General features: G+C 72.7%; 17 protein-coding genes and 1 riboswitch. Of the genes, 6 read left to right on the top strand and 11 right to left on the bottom strand.

What is annotated here, in order from left to right; genetic code table 11:
- Nucleotides 1-11: 11 nt before the first annotated feature.
- The gene (locus HNR16_RS01960) at nt 12-671 is read right to left on the bottom strand and encodes a TetR/AcrR family transcriptional regulator (protein ID WP_158039368.1); all 660 of its coding nucleotides are present in this window, start codon (nt 669-671) and stop codon (nt 12-14) included.
- Nucleotides 672-798: 127 nt separating this feature from the next.
- Here HNR16_RS01960 and HNR16_RS01955 point away from each other — a divergent pair, with 127 nt between their 5' ends.
- Complete coding sequence (locus tag HNR16_RS01955; RefSeq protein WP_158039367.1) at nt 799-1,785, top strand: iron-siderophore ABC transporter substrate-binding protein; 987 nt, start codon at nt 799-801, stop codon at nt 1,783-1,785.
- Between the two features lie 28 nt (nt 1,786-1,813).
- Here HNR16_RS01955 and HNR16_RS01950 read toward each other — a convergent pair whose 3' ends face one another.
- From HNR16_RS01950 to HNR16_RS01930, 5 genes are all read right to left on the bottom strand, one after another.
- Nucleotides 1,814-2,449 carry a DNA-3-methyladenine glycosylase I gene (locus HNR16_RS01950; protein WP_158039514.1) on the bottom strand — a complete coding sequence of 212 codons (636 nt, stop codon included), beginning with the start codon at nt 2,447-2,449 and terminating at the stop codon, nt 1,814-1,816.
- A gap of 83 nt (nt 2,450-2,532) precedes the next feature.
- Nucleotides 2,533-3,201 carry an alpha-ketoglutarate-dependent dioxygenase AlkB family protein gene (locus HNR16_RS01945; protein WP_158039366.1) on the bottom strand — a complete coding sequence of 223 codons (669 nt, stop codon included), beginning with the start codon at nt 3,199-3,201 and terminating at the stop codon, nt 2,533-2,535.
- Between the two features lie 127 nt (nt 3,202-3,328).
- A complete protein-coding gene (locus HNR16_RS01940) occupies nt 3,329-3,976 on the bottom strand; it encodes a methylated-DNA--[protein]-cysteine S-methyltransferase (RefSeq protein ID WP_158039365.1) in 648 nt (215 codons plus the stop codon).
- The gene (locus HNR16_RS18000; protein ID WP_158039364.1) at nt 3,973-4,653 is read right to left on the bottom strand and encodes an RNA polymerase sigma factor; all 681 of its coding nucleotides are present in this window, start codon (nt 4,651-4,653) and stop codon (nt 3,973-3,975) included. Before HNR16_RS18000 ends, HNR16_RS01940 begins: the two co-directional genes overlap by 4 nt.
- Before the next feature lie 46 nt (nt 4,654-4,699).
- Nucleotides 4,700-5,233, bottom strand: coding sequence for a methylated-DNA--[protein]-cysteine S-methyltransferase (locus tag HNR16_RS01930; protein WP_158039363.1), 534 nt, complete (start codon nt 5,231-5,233; stop codon nt 4,700-4,702).
- Nucleotides 5,234-5,466: 233 nt separating this feature from the next.
- Between HNR16_RS01930 and HNR16_RS01925 the strand changes: the two genes are divergently transcribed.
- The gene (locus tag HNR16_RS01925; RefSeq protein WP_158039362.1) at nt 5,467-5,781 is read left to right on the top strand and encodes a hypothetical protein; all 315 of its coding nucleotides are present in this window, start codon (nt 5,467-5,469) and stop codon (nt 5,779-5,781) included.
- 104 nt (nt 5,782-5,885) lie between these two features.
- On the top strand, nt 5,886-7,013 hold the full coding sequence (locus tag HNR16_RS01920) for an NUDIX domain-containing protein (protein ID WP_179558052.1): 1,128 nt from the start codon (nt 5,886-5,888) through the stop codon (nt 7,011-7,013).
- 105 nt (nt 7,014-7,118) lie between these two features.
- Here HNR16_RS01920 and HNR16_RS01915 read toward each other — a convergent pair whose 3' ends face one another.
- From HNR16_RS01915 to HNR16_RS18705, 3 genes are all read right to left on the bottom strand, one after another.
- Nucleotides 7,119-8,774, bottom strand: a complete 1,656-nt coding sequence (locus tag HNR16_RS01915) for a DEAD/DEAH box helicase (RefSeq protein ID WP_158039361.1) — start codon at nt 8,772-8,774, stop codon at nt 7,119-7,121.
- Nucleotides 8,775-8,990: 216 nt separating this feature from the next.
- The gene (locus tag HNR16_RS01910) at nt 8,991-9,413 is read right to left on the bottom strand and encodes a hypothetical protein (protein ID WP_218868360.1); all 423 of its coding nucleotides are present in this window, start codon (nt 9,411-9,413) and stop codon (nt 8,991-8,993) included.
- Complete coding sequence (locus HNR16_RS18705; RefSeq protein WP_158039360.1) at nt 9,410-10,099, bottom strand: TetR/AcrR family transcriptional regulator; 690 nt, start codon at nt 10,097-10,099, stop codon at nt 9,410-9,412. The genes HNR16_RS01910 and HNR16_RS18705 overlap by 4 nt, the downstream gene beginning before the upstream one ends.
- Nucleotides 10,100-10,305: 206 nt before the next feature.
- Between HNR16_RS18705 and HNR16_RS01900 the strand changes: the two genes are divergently transcribed.
- Nucleotides 10,306-11,514 carry a galactokinase gene (locus tag HNR16_RS01900; RefSeq protein WP_158039359.1) on the top strand — a complete coding sequence of 403 codons (1,209 nt, stop codon included), beginning with the start codon at nt 10,306-10,308 and terminating at the stop codon, nt 11,512-11,514.
- Nucleotides 11,515-11,737: 223 nt separating this feature from the next.
- Here HNR16_RS01900 and HNR16_RS01895 read toward each other — a convergent pair whose 3' ends face one another.
- Together HNR16_RS01895 and glyA are read right to left on the bottom strand one after the other, a co-directional pair.
- Nucleotides 11,738-12,628, bottom strand: coding sequence for a bifunctional methylenetetrahydrofolate dehydrogenase/methenyltetrahydrofolate cyclohydrolase (locus HNR16_RS01895; protein ID WP_158039358.1), 891 nt, complete (start codon nt 12,626-12,628; stop codon nt 11,738-11,740).
- Nucleotides 12,625-13,899, bottom strand: a complete 1,275-nt coding sequence (glyA, locus tag HNR16_RS01890) for a serine hydroxymethyltransferase (RefSeq protein ID WP_158039357.1) — start codon at nt 13,897-13,899, stop codon at nt 12,625-12,627. The genes HNR16_RS01895 and glyA overlap by 4 nt, the downstream gene beginning before the upstream one ends.
- Before the next feature lie 39 nt (nt 13,900-13,938).
- A riboswitch (ZMP/ZTP riboswitch) is annotated at nt 13,939-14,021 on the bottom strand.
- A 112-nt stretch (nt 14,022-14,133) separates the two neighbouring features.
- On the opposite strand from glyA, the gene HNR16_RS01885 reads away from it, so the two are divergent.
- Nucleotides 14,134-15,156 carry a hypothetical protein gene (locus HNR16_RS01885; RefSeq protein WP_158039356.1) on the top strand — a complete coding sequence of 341 codons (1,023 nt, stop codon included), beginning with the start codon at nt 14,134-14,136 and terminating at the stop codon, nt 15,154-15,156.
- A 43-nt stretch (nt 15,157-15,199) separates the two neighbouring features.
- Entirely contained in the window at nt 15,200-16,267 is a 1,068-nt protein-coding gene (locus tag HNR16_RS01880) for a hypothetical protein (protein WP_158039355.1), read from the top strand.
- Nucleotides 16,268-16,287 lie beyond the last annotated feature (20 nt).

The raw sequence follows: 16,287 nt of genomic DNA, 5'->3' as shown, positions 1-16,287 counted from the left end.
GCCCTGGACCATCACGCGCCCGCACCGCGGGACGGCGCGGCGTCGTCTCGTTCCGGCGCGGACCGATCGGCGGTCGGCGCGCCGACGAGATCGTCGAGACGGGCGCCGAGCACACGGAGGGCACGCTCGAAGCCGTCGAGGTACGAGCCCATGTCCCCCGTGTCCCAGCTCTCGTTCGCGATGCGATGGGCGGCCGTGATCGCGGCCGCCCCGGCGCGGATCCCGACGTCGTCGGCCGGTGCGCCGGTGCGCTCCGCGAGCCACGCGGCGAGCCCGGCCTCGAGGTCACGGAGCGCGAGCAACCAGGCCGAGTACAGCGACGGCGTCTCGCGCAGGAGCGACACCCGGTCGCGATCGGTCTGCAGCTCGGCATCGCTCGACAGGAACCGGCGCACACAGTTCGACACCGCGGCCGTGACGGGAAGGTCGCGCGGTTCCCGCCGGAGCGCGTCGAGGAACGGCTCGAAGGTGCCCGGCGAGTGCTCGAAGACGATCGCCTCCTTGCTGCCGACGTAGCGGTACACGGTGCGCTCGGCGACGCCTGCGGCCCGCGCGATCTCGGCGATCGTCACCTCGTCGAAGCCGCGCTCCCGGAAGAGTGCGATCGCGTGCGTTCGAATGCGTCGCTGCATCTCGGCCGCGCGAATCTGCCAGCCGGGGCTCCGCGTCATCGGCACAGCGTAGCAGCGCGACGACACCCTGACATGGACTGCCACATTCACTTAGGCTGCCCTAATATGAAGCGCGTTCCCAACGCTCGCCACACGGCGAGGACGTGCGCCACCCACTGGAGAACCCATGCCACTGCGTCGAACCTCGCTCCTCGCTCCACCGCTCCTGCTCGCGCTGCTCCTCACCGCGTGCACCCCGGCGACGGGCGAGGACACGGCCGAAGCCGCGTGCCACGACGTCGAGCACGAGCTCGGTACCGCCTGCGTCCCCGACGACCCGCAGCGTGTCGTCGTGCTCGATCCGCTCATGACGCTGCCCACCCTCATCGAGCTCGACGTCCCCGTCGTCGGTGCGGCGAGCATCTACCCGGACGGCGCGGTGTTCCCCGACTACCTCGATCCGGCGGATCTCGAGGGCATCGAAGTCGTGGGCGGCATGCTCGATCCGAGTCCCGAGGCGATCGCAGCGCTCGACCCCGATCTCATCATCCTCGACGCCACGAACGGCGCGTCCTCCTTCGATCGCATGCAATCGATCGCACCCACCGTCGCGGTGCCCTACGCGTTCTACAACGACGCGTGGCTCGACGACGTCCGCTTCCTCGCCGGCGTCGTCGGGAAGTCGGCCGAGATCGACTCGGGCATCGCCGCCTACGAGACGCGCGCCGCCGAGGTCGCGTCATCGCTCGGGACGCGCGGCGGCGACCTCACGCTCACGCGCGTCGACGTCTACGAGGGGTCGCCGCTGTACTACCGCAGCGGGTGCACGTGGTTCGGCACCGTCCTCACGGATGCGGGCGTGACCCAACCGTCCTCACAGCAGCCCGACGACTGCACGATGTTCGACTACTCGACCGTCGTCGTGCCGCTGTCCCTCGAGGAGCTCTCCGTCGTGGACTCGGCGACGATCGTCGGCTACCAGCAGAAGACGGACGGCGTGAGCGCCGATGCGAGCCCGTTCACCGCGCTCGAGGGCAATGAGCTGTGGCAGGCGCTGCCCGCCGTGCGCACCGGGTCGGTGCACGTCATGGGGGATGCGTGGGGGCTCGGCGTCTCGCTCACGGCGGCCCACGTGATCCTCGACGACCTGGAGACGACGGTCTTCCCGGTGTGACCCGGTGCGGGCGTGGCTCGGCGTCGGCTCAGGACGCCGGGAGGGGCCACACCCCCGACGTGCCGCGGCGGTGCGAGTCGACGAGGTGGGTGTCGATCATGCCGATCGCCTCCATGAGCGCGTGCATCGTCGTGGGCCCGACGAAGCGGAACCCGTGCGCGCGGAGGGCCTTCGCGAGCGCCGTCGACTCGGCCGAGCGCGTCGGGATCTCCTCGAGTGTGCGAGGAGTCGGCGTGCGGGCCGGACGGAACGACCACACGAGGTCCACGAGGCCCCCACCGTCACGCAATGCGACGGTCGCGCGGGCGTTCGCGATCGTCGCCTCGATCTTGGCCCGATTGCGGACGATGCCCGCGTCGGCCAGCAGCCGCTCGACGTCGGCATCGCCGTAGTCGGCCACCGTATCGGGTACGAAGCCGCCGAACGCGGAGCGGAAGGCGGGCCGCTTGCGCAGGATCGTCGCCCAGCTCAGCCCGGACTGGAACGCCTCGAGACTGATGCGCTCGAACAGGCCGGTCTCGTCGCGCACGGGCAGGCCCCACTCGGTGTCGTAGTACTCGCGCAACAGCGGATCGCTCGCCGCCCACGTCGGACGCGCGAGCCCGTCGTCGCCGACCACGACACCCGAACCCGCGTCCGCTCCCGTCGTCGCTCCATCACCCATCGTCGTCCACCCTCCGCTCGACATCGCCCGTTCCCGACTGCGTCAACCGTCTCACGCCCCTCGGACGTGCGGGCCGGTCGTTCTCACGGTGCGAGGCCCGTCGAGCGCAGCGTGAGATTGATGCGGCCCGAGGCGAGGCCGATGCCGCTCGGGGCGGTGCCCGGGTGGATCCGGACGACACCGTGGAACGCGAGCCGTGCGGGGCCGCCGAACACGAACAGGTCACCCGACGCGAGCCGGATGTCCTCGTACGGCCGTCCGCGTCCCGCCGTGTTGCCGAACCGGAAGGTGCAACTGTCGCCGATGGAGATCGACACCACGGGCGCGCCGGACGGTTCGTCGCGGTCCTGGTGCATGCCCATGTGCGCGTCGAGGTCGTAGTAGTTCGCGAGCACCGCGTCGGGGGTGTACGACGCGGCCGTCTCGGCATCGCCCGTCGCGGCGATCGCACGACGACCGAGGCGGACGAGCCAATCGGGCACCGGCAGGACCGCGCGGCCGTTGACGTCGTCCGCGACACGCGAGTAGCCGCCCGGCCTCCAGTGCCTACCGAGACAGACGTTGCGGACGCTCATCTCGTGCGCGCCGACGCGCGGGTGCCGGATGGGGACGGGGCCGTCCGCCCACTCCGCGAAGCGACGCACGATCCAGGCCTGCTGTTCGACGTCGAGCCAATCCGGCACCCAGGTCGCACCGGGCGCGAGGACGCGCGGAACGCGCTCGAACGCGTCGTCGCCGAAGAGCTGGGTCACCGCACCCTCCCGAACCGCCGACGCCGGTTCCGACGCCAGGTCCCATGCTCCCACGAGGGCCCTACATCGCACGCGCGGCGCATCCCCGTCACCCCGTGCTGCGCGGGCTCGTCCCGGCGGCCGCCGTTCATGCGCGCCGCTCGAGCGCGAGCAGGAGTCGCTTCGCGGCTTCGCCGCCCGCGTAGCCGCCTGCCGAGCCGTCGGCCCGCAGCACGCGGTGGCACGGCACGACGATCGGCACGGGATTCGTGGCGCACGCCGTTCCCACGGCCCGGGCCGCACCGGGCCGGCCGACGACGCGCGCGAGCTCGCCGTAACTCGTCGTGGTGCCGAACGGGATGTCGGGCAGCGCGGCCTGCACGAGAGCGCGGAACCCGTGCGCGAGGCGATGGTCGACGGGCAGTTCGAACGCCCGCCGCCGGCCGTCGAAGTACTCGTCGAGCTGACGGGCGACCGGATCGGTTCGTGCCGGGTCCTCGAGCACACGCGCGCCGATGCGGGTCGCGAGCTCCTCGAGCGCGGCGTCGAACCCCTGGCGCTCGAACGCGATGCGGACGATCCCGCGCTCCGTGACCGCGACGAGGAGCGGGCCGAGGGGTGAATCGACCGTGCGATGCCCGACGTCGACGAGCGCCTCGTCGTTCGCCCGCGTCGCGAGACGCACGCGCAGACGCGCGAGGTCGTCGCCGGGAATCGGGAGTCCCGAGCGGAGATCCGCCGGGTCGGTCCGCCCGGCGCCACCCTCGTCCACCTCGGTCGTGCCGTCGATCGTCATCGTGCGTCCTCCTCCGTTCCCGTCGTGCCCTCGCCCGCGGCGCGGGTGACAGCCGGGGCGTTGCTCGTGCTCGCCTTCGTGTCCGTGCTCGCCTTCGTGTTGGTGTTCACCGTCGTCCTCGATCCCGGGGTCGTGCTCATTCCGGTGCTCGTGCGCGGACTCGCACGCCCCCGACTCCCGTGGCCCGTCCCCTCGGCCAGCGGGTCCTCTCGCGCCGCGCGACGCCGCAGCGTCCTGATGCCGTCCGCGCACGCGCGCCTCGCCGCGTCCGGCGTGCCACCGATGAGCGCCGCGGTCTCCGCGTGTGTGAGACCCGCGAGGTGGTGGGCCGAGACCGCGAGGCGCTGCCGCTCGGGCAGCGCCGCGACCGCGTCCCACAGATCGAGATCCCGCACCCCCGGTCGCCCGATCGTCGACGGCCGCTCGGGGAGTTCGGCCACGGGGATCGCGACGTGGGCCCGAGCGCGCACGATGTCGATGCACTTGCGCTGCGCGACGCGCACGAGCCACGCCTCGACGTTCGAGTCGTCCGGCAGTTCGGGCCACGCACGCAACGCCGCGAGGAACGTCTCGGACCACGCGTCCTCGGCATCGGCCGTCGCGCCGAGACTCGCGCGGCACACCCGCAGCACCGTCTCGCCGTGGGCGCGGACGGCCCGATCGAACGGTGTCCTCACGTCGTTCCCCACCGGGCCCGCGCCCCCGTCGACGTGTGCCGCACGCTCAGAACAACCGCCCGGCTCGCACGTGCTCCGGCTCCTCCAGGTCGAGCAGGAACCGCTTGCGTTCGAGGCCACCGGCGAATCCCGTGAGCGAGCCGTCGGCACCGAGCACCCGATGACACGGGATGACGATGCTGATCGGATTGTGCCCCACGCACTGGCCGACGCGCTGCGCGAGGTGCGGGTTGCCGAGCCGCGCGGCGAGTGCCCCGTACGTCGTCGTCTCGCCGAAGGGGATCTCGCGCAGGAGGGCCCACACGCGCTCCGACAGCTCGTCGCCGGACGTGTGCACCGCGATGTCGAACGCCCGGCGCCGCCCGTCGAAGTACGCCTCGAGCTGCTTCGCGAGGCGGGAGAACACGTCGTCGTCCGATGCCTCGACGCGGCCACCGATCGAGTCGGGCGCGGGCGGGTAGCGGTGCGCGGGGAAGTAGAGGCCGGTGAGCACGTCGCCGTCGGCGACGGCGAGGAGCTCCCCGATCGTCGTCGCGACCGTCGCGTGGCGTCTCGTCGACTCGTGCACGATTCGATTCATACCCTGCAGACGCCCCTGCCCGCCACAACGTGAGATGCGAATCGGGGTTCCGTCGCGGCGTGGGGCCGCTTCACACGAAACACTCGAGAACCGGATGCTCTTCGGCGTAGCATCATGCGAATCGACGACGCGACGACGCGACGTCGAGCGAGGTTGCCTCCACGGTCACGAGCCGCGCGCATCCCGGAGCACCACGGCCCTCGGGCCATAGGACAACCGGAAGTAGGCGGAAAATGAGCCACACCACCACTCGACGGGTCAACCCGTGGATCGTCATGACGATCATCCACGGCGTCGCCGTCGTCATCACTGTCGCCCTGTTCATCGTCGCGGCCGTCGCGGCCGAGACCGACTTCGGCCCGCACGCCCGCGAGATCGTCGCCGGATGGGTCATGGCCGGTGTCGTGCTCGCCCCGCTCGTGACGGCCATCACGGCCATCTGGTGGATCAGCGGACAGCCCAAGGAGGCCATCCCGGCACGGCCGGAGCCCGGCCCCTACGCCGTGCTCTCCACGGCGACCTCGTCGATGGAGCGCATCTCGGCCTGACGCACGCCGTCACCCCGGGCGGTTCGTCGGCCGGTCGCCGTACACTTCGGACGGCGACCGGTTCGGCGTCCGTGCCGACGGCCTGCAGCGACGAGAGGCGGGAGATGACGGCGGACGACCTCCTCGATCCCGCGAACGACCGCGCCCGCGCGCACGCTCCCGGCCGAGTCGACCACGACCGTCTCGGCGTCCGCACGGGCGCGATCCCCGTCTTCACGGAACACGGGCCGGGCGCCCCAGACGCGTTCGACGACGAGGTCCCCGCACGCGTCCGCGACGCCCCGAAGGAGCCGGGCGACGAGTGGGCGATCGGCCCCGACGGCACCCGCTCGTGGGGCGCGCACGGTGCGGCGGGCGTCCTCGTCGCCGACGTCGAGCGCGGCGTGCTCCTACAGCACCGCGCGAGATGGAACCACCACGGGGGCACCTGGGGCATCCCGGGCGGAGCGCTCCGCCCCGGTGAGCCACCCGTCGACGGGGCACTCCGCGAGGCGTTCGAGGAGGCGGGCATCCCCGCCGATGCCCTCGACGCGGTCGCGACGCGCGTCGTCGATCTCGGCTACTGGCGCTACACGACCCTCGTGGCCCGCGCGCGGCGACACATCCCCGCACGCGTCCTCGATGCCGAGAGCGCGGGCATGGCCTGGGTGCCCCCGCGCGAACTCGACCGCCTGCGCTTGCACCCCGGGTTCGCGGCCGCCTGGCCGACACTGCAACGACTCATCGGCACACGGCCCGCGCTCGTCGTCGATGCGGCGAACGTCGTCGGTGCCCGTCCGGACGGCTGGTGGCGCGACCGCGCCGGTGCCGCGACGCGACTCGTCTCCACGCTGTGCGGCGCGATCGGGCGCGGTTTCCCCGCGGCACCGTTCGGCATCGACGCCGAGCTGCTGTGGCCCGAGATCGTCGTCGTGCTCGAGGGGCAGGCGAAGTCCGCCGCCGACCCGTCCACCGACGCATCGCTCGAGCACCTCGAGATCGTGCGGGCGCCCGGCGAGGGCGACGACGATATCGTCGCGCAGGTCGAGCGTCTGCGCGCGCTCGACGCCGAGCGACCGATCCTCGTCGTGACGAGCGATCGCGGCCTGCGCGAACGCGTCGAGGCGGCGGGAGCACTGCCGTGCCTCGGCTCCAAGGCGTTCCGGACGTTGCTCGACGGGCCGCACGAACCGGCCGCCCGGACGTCCGCGGGGCCGGTCACGACCGAGGGTCCCGTCCCGACCGAAGGGTGAGGCGGCCCGGGGCTCGCCGAGCGCCCGCCCGACGGGTCCGAGGGAGTACCGAGACGGAACAGGGCACCCGTTCCCGGGTACCCTGTTCCGGTCGACGACGCGCGATCAGCGCTCGCCGCTCCACGTGGCGCGGCGCGGCGCGGCCGAGCTGCGCGCCGACGGGGCCGGCGTCGAGGTCGAGTGCACGCGGCGCGACGCGGGTGCCGCGCCCTGCGAGCTGCGGGCCGCGGCCGTCTCGCCGGCGCCACGGCCGCGACGGCGTCCGCGCGACGAGCGACCGGGTGCACGGCCCTCGCCGCCCTGGCCGGCGCTCTCGCCGCGACCGGCACCGCCGCGGGCTCCGCCCGTCCGGCCACCGTCGCCCTGCGCGGACGTGCCGCGCCCGGAGGCGTTGCGCCCCTGCGCCGAACCGCCACCACGGCCACCGCGACGTCCGCCGCCGGTGCTGCCGCCCTGGTCCTCGCGGGCCGCACGCTTCCGACGGGCGTTCTGCCCCTGCGAGGTGCCGCCGCCCGACGCGACGACCGCGTTGCCCGAGCCCGGGCCACCGGGTCGCGGCGTGACGTGCGGCGCGACCTCACCCACGAGCGCCGTGACGGCGGGGTTCGTCGCGGTGACGCGCTGCGGGGCGACGGTGATGCGTGCCTTGCGCAGCAGCGCCTCCGTGTCCTTGCGCTGCGCGGGCAGCATGACCGTGACGACGTCGCCGTCGCTGCCGGCGCGGGCCGTGCGACCGGAGCGGTGCAGGTAGGCCTTGTGCTCTGCCGGCGGGTCGACGTGGACGACGAGCTCGATGCCGTCGACGTGCACGCCGCGGGCCGCGACGTCGGTCGCGACGAGCACGCGCACGCGGCCCTCCGAGAAGTCGGCGAGGTTGCGGTCACGCGCGTTCTGCGACAGGTTGCCGTGCAGGTCGACCGCGGGGACGCCCGACGCCGTGAGCTGCTTGGCGAGCTTCTTCGCCTGGTGCTTCGTGCGGGTGAAGAGGATTCGACGTCCGGTGCCCGACGCGAGCGTGCGGACGAGCTCGGTCTTCGCCTCGGGCGTGGCGACCTCGAACACGTGGTGCGTCATCGCGGCGACGGGCGAGTTCGCCTCGTCGACGGAGTGCAGCACGGGGTCGTGCAGGAAGCGCTTGACGAGCTTGTCCACGCCGTTGTCGAGCGTCGCCGAGAACAGCATCCGCTGCCCGTCCGACGGCGTCGCCTGCATGATGCGCGTGACGACCGGGAGGAACCCGAGGTCGGCCATGTGGTCGGCCTCGTCGAGCACCGTGATCTCGATCGCGTCGAGCGAGACGATGCCCTGCTTCATGAGGTCGTCGAGACGGCCCGGGCACGCGACGACGATGTCGACGCCCGCCCGGAAGGCCGACTCCTGCGGCTTCTGGGAGACGCCGCCGAAGACGGTCGTGACCGTGAGGCCGGCCGCCTTCGCGAGCGGCTCGACGACGTGCGCGATCTGCGTCGCGAGTTCGCGCGTCGGCGCGAGGACGAGGCCGATCGGGCGGCCGGGACGACGCCGCCCGCCGGCGAGCGCGCCCGAGAGGCGCGCGACGAGCGGAATGGCGAACGCGAGGGTCTTGCCCGATCCGGTCTTGCCGCGGCCGAGGACGTCACGGCCGCGGAGCGTCGACGGGAGGGTGGCCTCCTGGATGGGGAACGGGGTGGGCCGGTCGGCCGCGACGAGCACGTCGACGAGCGTGGCCGGGACGCCGAGGTCGGCGAAGGTGGTGTTGGACTGCGTGGTCGCAGTGGACATGGGGCGCCTTTCAGGCGGGCCCGCGCACGCGCCGAAGACGACGTGTCGTCGTGGACGGTTGCGGCGGGGCCGATGACGGCACCGGCGGTCGCCGGGCCGGTCGCCGCGGCAGACGACGTCGGAGCGGGTTTCCCTGGCGATGGCCGGGCGCTCGGTCGAGACACGACGGTGCGCGCACGAGAACGGCGCGCGACCCCCACTCTAGCACTGCGCCCGTCAGGCGCCCGCGACACCGACCTGGATGAGCGCGACGGCGGCGCCGACGAGTCCGACGACGAGCGCCGCGACCCCCACCCAGAGGAGCCACACGAACCGGTTCGGACGGGTCCGTTCGTGCCCGCCCGCGGCCGCGAAGAAGCCGCCCGGGACGAGGATCGCCGAAGCGAGCACGCCGTACCCGAGGAGCGCCCACGGGCCGCTCGCACCGGCGGCCTCGAGGAGCAGCACGACGACGAGGCCGAGGGTGACGAGCACCCCGGCGTGCGCGTGGCCGGCGCGGAAGAAGGCCTTCTGGAAGTCGGTGAACGCGAATCCGCCCCCGACGACCTGCAGCAGGAAGGTGCCGCCGTAGGCGATCCCGATGACGGCGATGAGGACGACGCCGCAGACGATCGCGGCGACGGGGCTGAGCACGGTCACGTGTTGCTCCGATCGGTCGGTGTTCGGGACGACGCGGTGCCGTCCCGCGGGGTCGGCGCGATGAACCTCGACGAGGCGACCGCGGCGCGCACGAGCTCGCGGACGTCACCCCCGAAGGGCTCGACGAGCGCCGAGTTCTGCAGTGCCCCTGAGTGCGCGAGCACGGCGAGACCGTGCACGAGCCCCCAGGCCGCCGCCGCGGCGCCGGCCGCCGCGCGGTGCTCCGTCGTCGCGTCGTCGGTCGACGCGCCGGCGGAGGGTTCGGTGGGACGAAGACCGGCACGACGCACCTGCGCGCGCAGGATGCCGAGGGACACCTCGGCCGCGCGCATCACCTCCGGACGTTCGCGGTCTCGCGGCTCGGGCCCGAACATGAGCGCGAAGTGCGCCGGTCGCTCCCGGGCGAACTCGACGTACGCGACGCCCATCTCGACGAGACGGTCGACCTCCGTCACCGCGCGGACGGAGTCGAGCCGCTCCCCCAGCTCCGTGAATCCGTCGAGCGCGAGGGCGTCGAGCACGTCGTTCTTGCCACCGAGGTGGTAGCGGGGTGCGTTGTGGCTCACGCCCAGATCGGCCGCGATCGCCCGCATGCTGAGCGCCCCCGGGCCGTCGCGCTCGATGACCTCCGCTGCTCGTCCGAGTACGGCGCTCCGGAGGTCCCCGTGGTGGTACTGCTTCGTCACAGGACGAACTTACCAATGGTAAACATGGACCGCCATCCCCCGGTCGCGACGTATCCCGACGCCCCCTGCGGCCGTCAGCGGGTGACGCGGGGAGCCGTGCAGGTCCCTCGCGGAAACGGATACCCGGGGACGCGTAGACTGCCGCGTGCGCGGGCCTCCGCCGGGGATGGCGACGCGTGAGAACGCAGCCGAACCAGGAGCGCGTGATGCCACGAGACCTCACCAGTGCCGTCCACGAGGGCTTCCGGACGTCGTTCGGCGTCGAGCTCGAGGGGGTCTGGTCGGCCCCCGGTCGCGTGAGCATGGCGGGCGATCACACGGACGAGCACGACGGGCTCTCGCTCGCGTTCGCGATCGGCATCCGGAGCGCCGTCGCCGTCCGGCGTCGCGACGACGACCGCGTCGTCATCGCGACCGACCTCACCGACGAACGTGCCGACACCGACCTCGCGACCATCGCGTCGCACGATGCGACGGCCGATTGGCGCTCCTACCCGATCGGGACGATCCGGGCCGCACTCGAGCACGGTCGCGACGACGAGGCCGACGACTCGGACGCCGACGATTCCCCCGCTCGCGTCGCGGCGACCGGTCTCGACATCTTCCTCTCGACGGATCTGCCCGTCGGGGGTGGCCTGTCGTCGTCCGCTTCGGTCTGCGCGGCAGTCGGCATCGCACTCGACGAACTCTGGGCCCTCGGCCTGAGCCGTGGCGAGATCGCGGCACTGGGGCGGACCGCCGAGCAGACCGCCGCGGGCGCAGCGACCGGCCTCGCGGACCACGCGACCGTGCTGTTCGCCGAACCCGAGCGCGCCGTGTTCTACGACGCGCGCGGCGACGACGCGGACCTCATCGAGATGCCCGAACTCGACGCACACCAGCTCGTTCCGCTCGTCGTCGTCACGGGCGAGCACCACCGCAACTGGTCGGGCGCGATCGCCGAGCGCCTCGCGGACGGCGTGACGGTGGCCGAGGAGCTCGGCTGCCAGTCGCTGCGCGAGGTGCGCAGCGAGGAGCTCGAGGCGGCGAAGGACCGCCTGGAGCCGCGGCAGTACCGACGCGCGAGGTACATCGTCGGCGAGATCGCGCGGACCCTCGAACTCACGCGCGTGCTCCGCACGGAGGGACCGCGCGAGATCGGCCCGATCCTTCGCGATTCACAGGCCTCACTGCGTGACGACTTCGAGGTCTCGACGGAGCGCATCGATCGCACGGTGGAATGGGCGCAGGGCGCGGGTGCCCTGGGGGCGCGCATCACGGGTGCCGGCCTCGGGGGCTCGGTCTTCGTGCTCGCGCCCGAAAGCGACGTCGGCGCGATCGTCGCGGCGCTCGAACGTGGTTACCGCGAACACGGTTGGAAGGACCCGCACGTCGTCCGCGTCGCACCGTCGGCGGGCGCACGCCGCGACCGCTGACCGCCCACCGACCGAAGGTCGCCCGGATCCACCCCGCGGATCCCACGAGTCGATGCGAACAGGCTCCCGCACCTCGTCGACCCCGTCATGCGGGCCCCGCCGGGCCGCAAAAAAGCCGGGTTGTTGCTACCGGGCCCGGGGCCCGGTAGCAACAACCCGGCTTTGTGCGTGCGGATTCGCTGGTCAGCGTTCGCGGGGCCGAGTTCGCTGGTCAGCGCTCGGCTCAGGGCCTGGCCGCGAGGGCGCGCTCCGCCGACTCCACCACGTTCTGCAGCAGCAGCGCGCGCGTCATGGGGCCGACCCCGCCGGGGTTCGGTGACAGCCAGCCCGCGACATCCGCGACCGCCGGCTCGACGTCGCCCTGGATGCGCGAACGCCCCGTCTCCTCGTCCTGGGCCCGGCTCACGCCGACGTCGAGCACCGCGGCGCCCGGCTTCACCCACGACGCCTTCACGAGGTGCGCGGCACCCGCCGCGGCGACGATCACGTCCGCCGTCCGCGCGATCGCACCGATGTCGGGCGTGCCCGTGTGGCACAGCGTGACGGTCGCGTTGTGCTCGCGACGCGTGAGCAGCAGCCCGATCGAGCGCCCCACGGTCACACCGCGACCGATGACCACGACGTGCTTGCCCGCGACCCCGAGCCCGTTGCGGGCGAGGAGTTCGATCACGCCGCGCGGCGTACACGGCAGCGGCGTCGTGATCGGCTCGTTCACGTTGAGCACGAGCGAACCGAGGTTGAACGGGTGCAGCCCGTCGGCGTCCTTCGCCGGATCGATGCGCTCGATGGCCGCCTGCTGGTCGATGTGCTTCGGCAGCGGCAACTGCACGATGTAGCCCGTGCAGGCGGGGTCCGCGTTCAGGCGGTCGATCGCGTCGAACACCTCCTGCTCGCTCGCCGTCTCCGGCAGATCGACACGGATCGACGCGATGCCGACCTCGGCGCAGTCCCGGTGCTTGCCCGCGACGTACGCGACCGAGCCCGGGTCCTCGCCCACGAGCACCGTGCCGAGGCCCGGCTGCACACCGGCCTCACGCAGCACGGCGACCCGCTCGGCGAGCTCCGACTTGATCTCGGCCGCCGCCCGGCGACCGTCGAGTACCCGCGCCGTCACACCTGCTCCAGCGTCGGGTAGAGCGGCACGGCCGCGGTGAGCGCGTCGACCCGCGCGCGCAGCGCGGGCAGATCGGCGCCGGGCAGGAGCGCGAGCGCGATGACGTCGGCGACCTCGGTGAACTCGGCGTCGTCGAAGCCGCGCGTCGCGAGCGCCGGCGTGCCGATGCGCAGGCCCGAGGTGACCATCGGGGGGCGGGGGTCGTTCGGGACCGCGTTGCGGTTGACCGTGATGCCGACCTCGTGCAGCAGGTCCTCCGCCTCCTTGCCGTTGATCGCGGCGTCGCGCAGGTCGACGAGCACGAGGTGCACGTCGGTGCCGCCCGAGCGGACCGCGATGCCCGCGTTCTTCACGTCGTCCTGCAGGAGACGCTCGGCGAGGATCGCGGCACCGCGGACGGTGCGCTCCTGGCGGTCGACGAACTCGGGCGTCGCCGCGAGCTTGAACGCGACGGCCTTGCCCGCGATGACGTGCATGAGCGGGCCGCCCTGCTGGCCGGGGAAGACCGCTGAGTTGATCTTCTTCGCGATGTCGGCGTCGTTCGTGAGGATGAAGCCCGAACGCGGGCCGCCGATCGTCTTGTGGACGGTCGAGGACACGACGTGCGCGTGCGGCACGGGGCTCGGGTGGATGCCCGCGGCGACGAGCCCCGCGAAGTGCGCCATGTCGACCCACAGGTAGGCGCCGACCTCGTCCGCGATCTCGCGGAACGCCGCGAAGTCGAGCTGACGCGGGTATGCCGACCAGCCGGCGATGATGACCTTCGGCTTGTGCTCGTGCGCGAGACGACGCACCTCGTCGAGGTCGATGCGCGAGGTCTCGGGGTCGACGCCGTAGGCCGCGATGTCGTAGAGGCGGCCCGAGAAGTTGATCTTCATGCCGTGCGTGAGGTGCCCGCCGTGGTCGAGCGAGAGACCGAGCAGCGTGTCACCGGGGCGCGCGATCGCGTGGAGCACGGCCGCGTTCGCGGTCGCACCCGAGTGCGGCTGGACGTTCGCGTACTCGGCACCGAAGAGCGCCTTCGCACGCTCGATCGCGAGGTTCTCGGCGATGTCGACGACCTCGCAACCGCCGTAGTAGCGGCGCCCCGGGTAGCCCTCGGCGTACTTGTTCGTGAGCACGGAGCCGACGGCTTCGAGGACGGCGCGCGGGACGAAGTTCTCGCTCGCGATCATCTCGAGGTAGTCGCGCTGACGCGTGAGTTCGCCGTTGAGGACATCGGCGATCTCGGGGTCGACATCGCGGAGCGGGGCGTTGAAGGTGTCGGTCACAGGTGGTTCCTCCGGAAACCTCGGCACAGTGGATGGTGGCCGGCGAGCCCAGGCGTGCGGCTCGGATCCCGTGGGCCGCTTCCCCGTGGTGGTCCACGTGAACGCCAGTCGCGGCTGTCGTCATCCTACCCACGCACTGTGACGTGCCGATAGCGCCGGGCCCGAGCGCGACAAGTCGAGGGTCGCTCGGGCGTGTCAGACTGTCGGTGCAGAGCAGGGGGGGGGTGACGCGGGGTGTCCGACACGATGCAGGAGCTCGAGGCGAGCGTTCGGATGAGCGACGCCGAGCGGGCCGTCGTGCGCACGCGCCGACGGCGGCGACTGGTGCGGGTGGGCGGCGGTGTCGCGGCGCTCGTCGTGTTCGTCGCCGCCGTGATCGGCTCGGGGCTCGTGATCGATGCGGCCGCGCCCGGCCCGGACGAGGTCGTGCAGGAGTACCTCGACGCCATCGCGGCCGGCGATGCGACGAGCGCGAACCGGCTCGCCCCGCCCGGCGCATCGCCGTACGGCACGATGCTGAGCGACGACGTGCTCTCCTCGGCCGACGAGCGGATCTCCTCGATCGTCGTCGACCCCGCCGACGGTGCCCCGGGGGCCGATCGCGTCGACGTCACGGGCAGCTACGAGCTCGGCGGCATCCGTCATCCGTTCTCGATCGGCGTGGACCGGCTCGGCTGGTTCGGCTCCGATCGATCGTTCGGTTCGCACTGGTCGATCACCGAACCGCTCATCGCCTCGGTCAGCGTGACCGCGGACGCCGGGACGACGCTCAGCATCGGCACCACCTCGGTCTCCGCACTCCGCGACTCGGTCACGCTCCCCCTCTACCCCGCGCGGTACTCGCTCCTCGACACCGGGAGTTCGCTCGTCGCGGTGGACCCGCTCGTCCTCGACGCGGGCGCCGCGGGAGCGGTCGATGCCGGATCGGGTGCACGGACCGCGACCCCCGAGCTCGCGCCCGCCCTCGAGGCCGCGGTCGCCGAGCGGATCGCGTTCTGCACGACGGTGACCGACCCGTCCACGCCCGCCTGTCCGTTCCAGGCGCCCGTCACGGGCAACGTCACCTGGCGACTCGCCGCGGACCCGACCGTCACGATCACGTCGCTCCCGACGCCCGACGGCACGCCCGGTGGGGTGACGCTGTCGGGCGGGACGGCGGAGTTCTCGGTCGATGGCACGACCTTCACGCCCGTTCCGGTCCAGGCGTCGTGGACGTTCACGATCACGGGCGACACGGTCGCCGTCACCCCGTTCTGAGTTCCCCCTCCCCTCTCCGCCCCGCTCACCACATGGACGCAGCATGATCCCCGCCACGACGTCAGGCCCGCCACCCGTCGACGCGCACGACGAATTCGACGAGGACACGGGGCCGCGCCCGGAGCACCGCCGACGCAGTGTGGTCGGCTTCGTCGTCGCGGCCGTCGTGCTCGTCCTCGCACTCGTCGCGGTCACGGGCGTCACGCTGCTCGGCGGATTCCGAGCCGGCGGCGAACGGGTCGCACAGCGATACCTCGACGCGATCGCGGCCGGCGACGCGACGACGGCGAGCGAGCTCGGCGATCCGGCCGCGGGCATCTCGCGCTGGGGCGTGACCGTCGCACCGGACGACTTCGAGTTCCTCGGCGACGCGGGGCTCAAGAACGCGGACGAGCGCATCACGGATCCGCGCATCACCGCATCCTCGACGCGCGCACCGCTCGACGAGGAACGCACCCGGTACGGTGCCGGACTGAGCGAGGTGACCGAGGCGCGGGCGAGCTACCTGCTCACGGGACGCGAGTACCGGGCGGCCCTGACCGTCGGTCGCATCGACGGCACGTGGACCGTGCTGACGCCGCTCGTCGGCGGCGTCTCGTTCGTCGCCGCGGGCACGTCCGGGACCGGCCGCGTGTCGGCGACCGACGTGGCGCTCATCGGCGAGGGACCGGCCACGGCCATCCGGTACCTGTATCCGGGCGTCTACGAGTCCGGCGGGCCGAGCGACGAGTGGATCACACGCCCCACGGCACCACTCGTCGTCGCACCCGACGGGAACGGGCTCGCGATGACCGACATCGACGTCTCGGGATCCCCGACACCGACGCTCGTCGCAGCATTGCAGACGGCGCTCGAGGACCTCGTCCGGGCCTGCGCGCCGACGCCGTCGTCGAGTGACGCGTGCGCCCGCGTCTTCGACGAGGGGGCGGTGATCGGCGGTCTGCTCGTCCCCCGCATCTCGTCGATCGACGGGTGGTCGTTCACGTCGACCGGCGGATCCGCGACCGTCGCACCACTCGGACGGGTCGGCGATCCCGTCGTCGACTACTTCGCGCCCGAGGGAACGTTCACGGTCGAGAACGGCGCCGTGCGCATCACCGACATCCGGTGAACGACGGCGCCGCCCCGCAT

It is taken from the genome of Pseudoclavibacter chungangensis (assembly GCF_013410545.1).
In the GTDB taxonomy this organism is placed as follows: Bacteria; Actinomycetota; Actinomycetes; order Actinomycetales; family Microbacteriaceae; genus Pseudoclavibacter; species Pseudoclavibacter chungangensis.
This window is presented reverse-complemented; position numbering and strand designations above follow the sequence as displayed.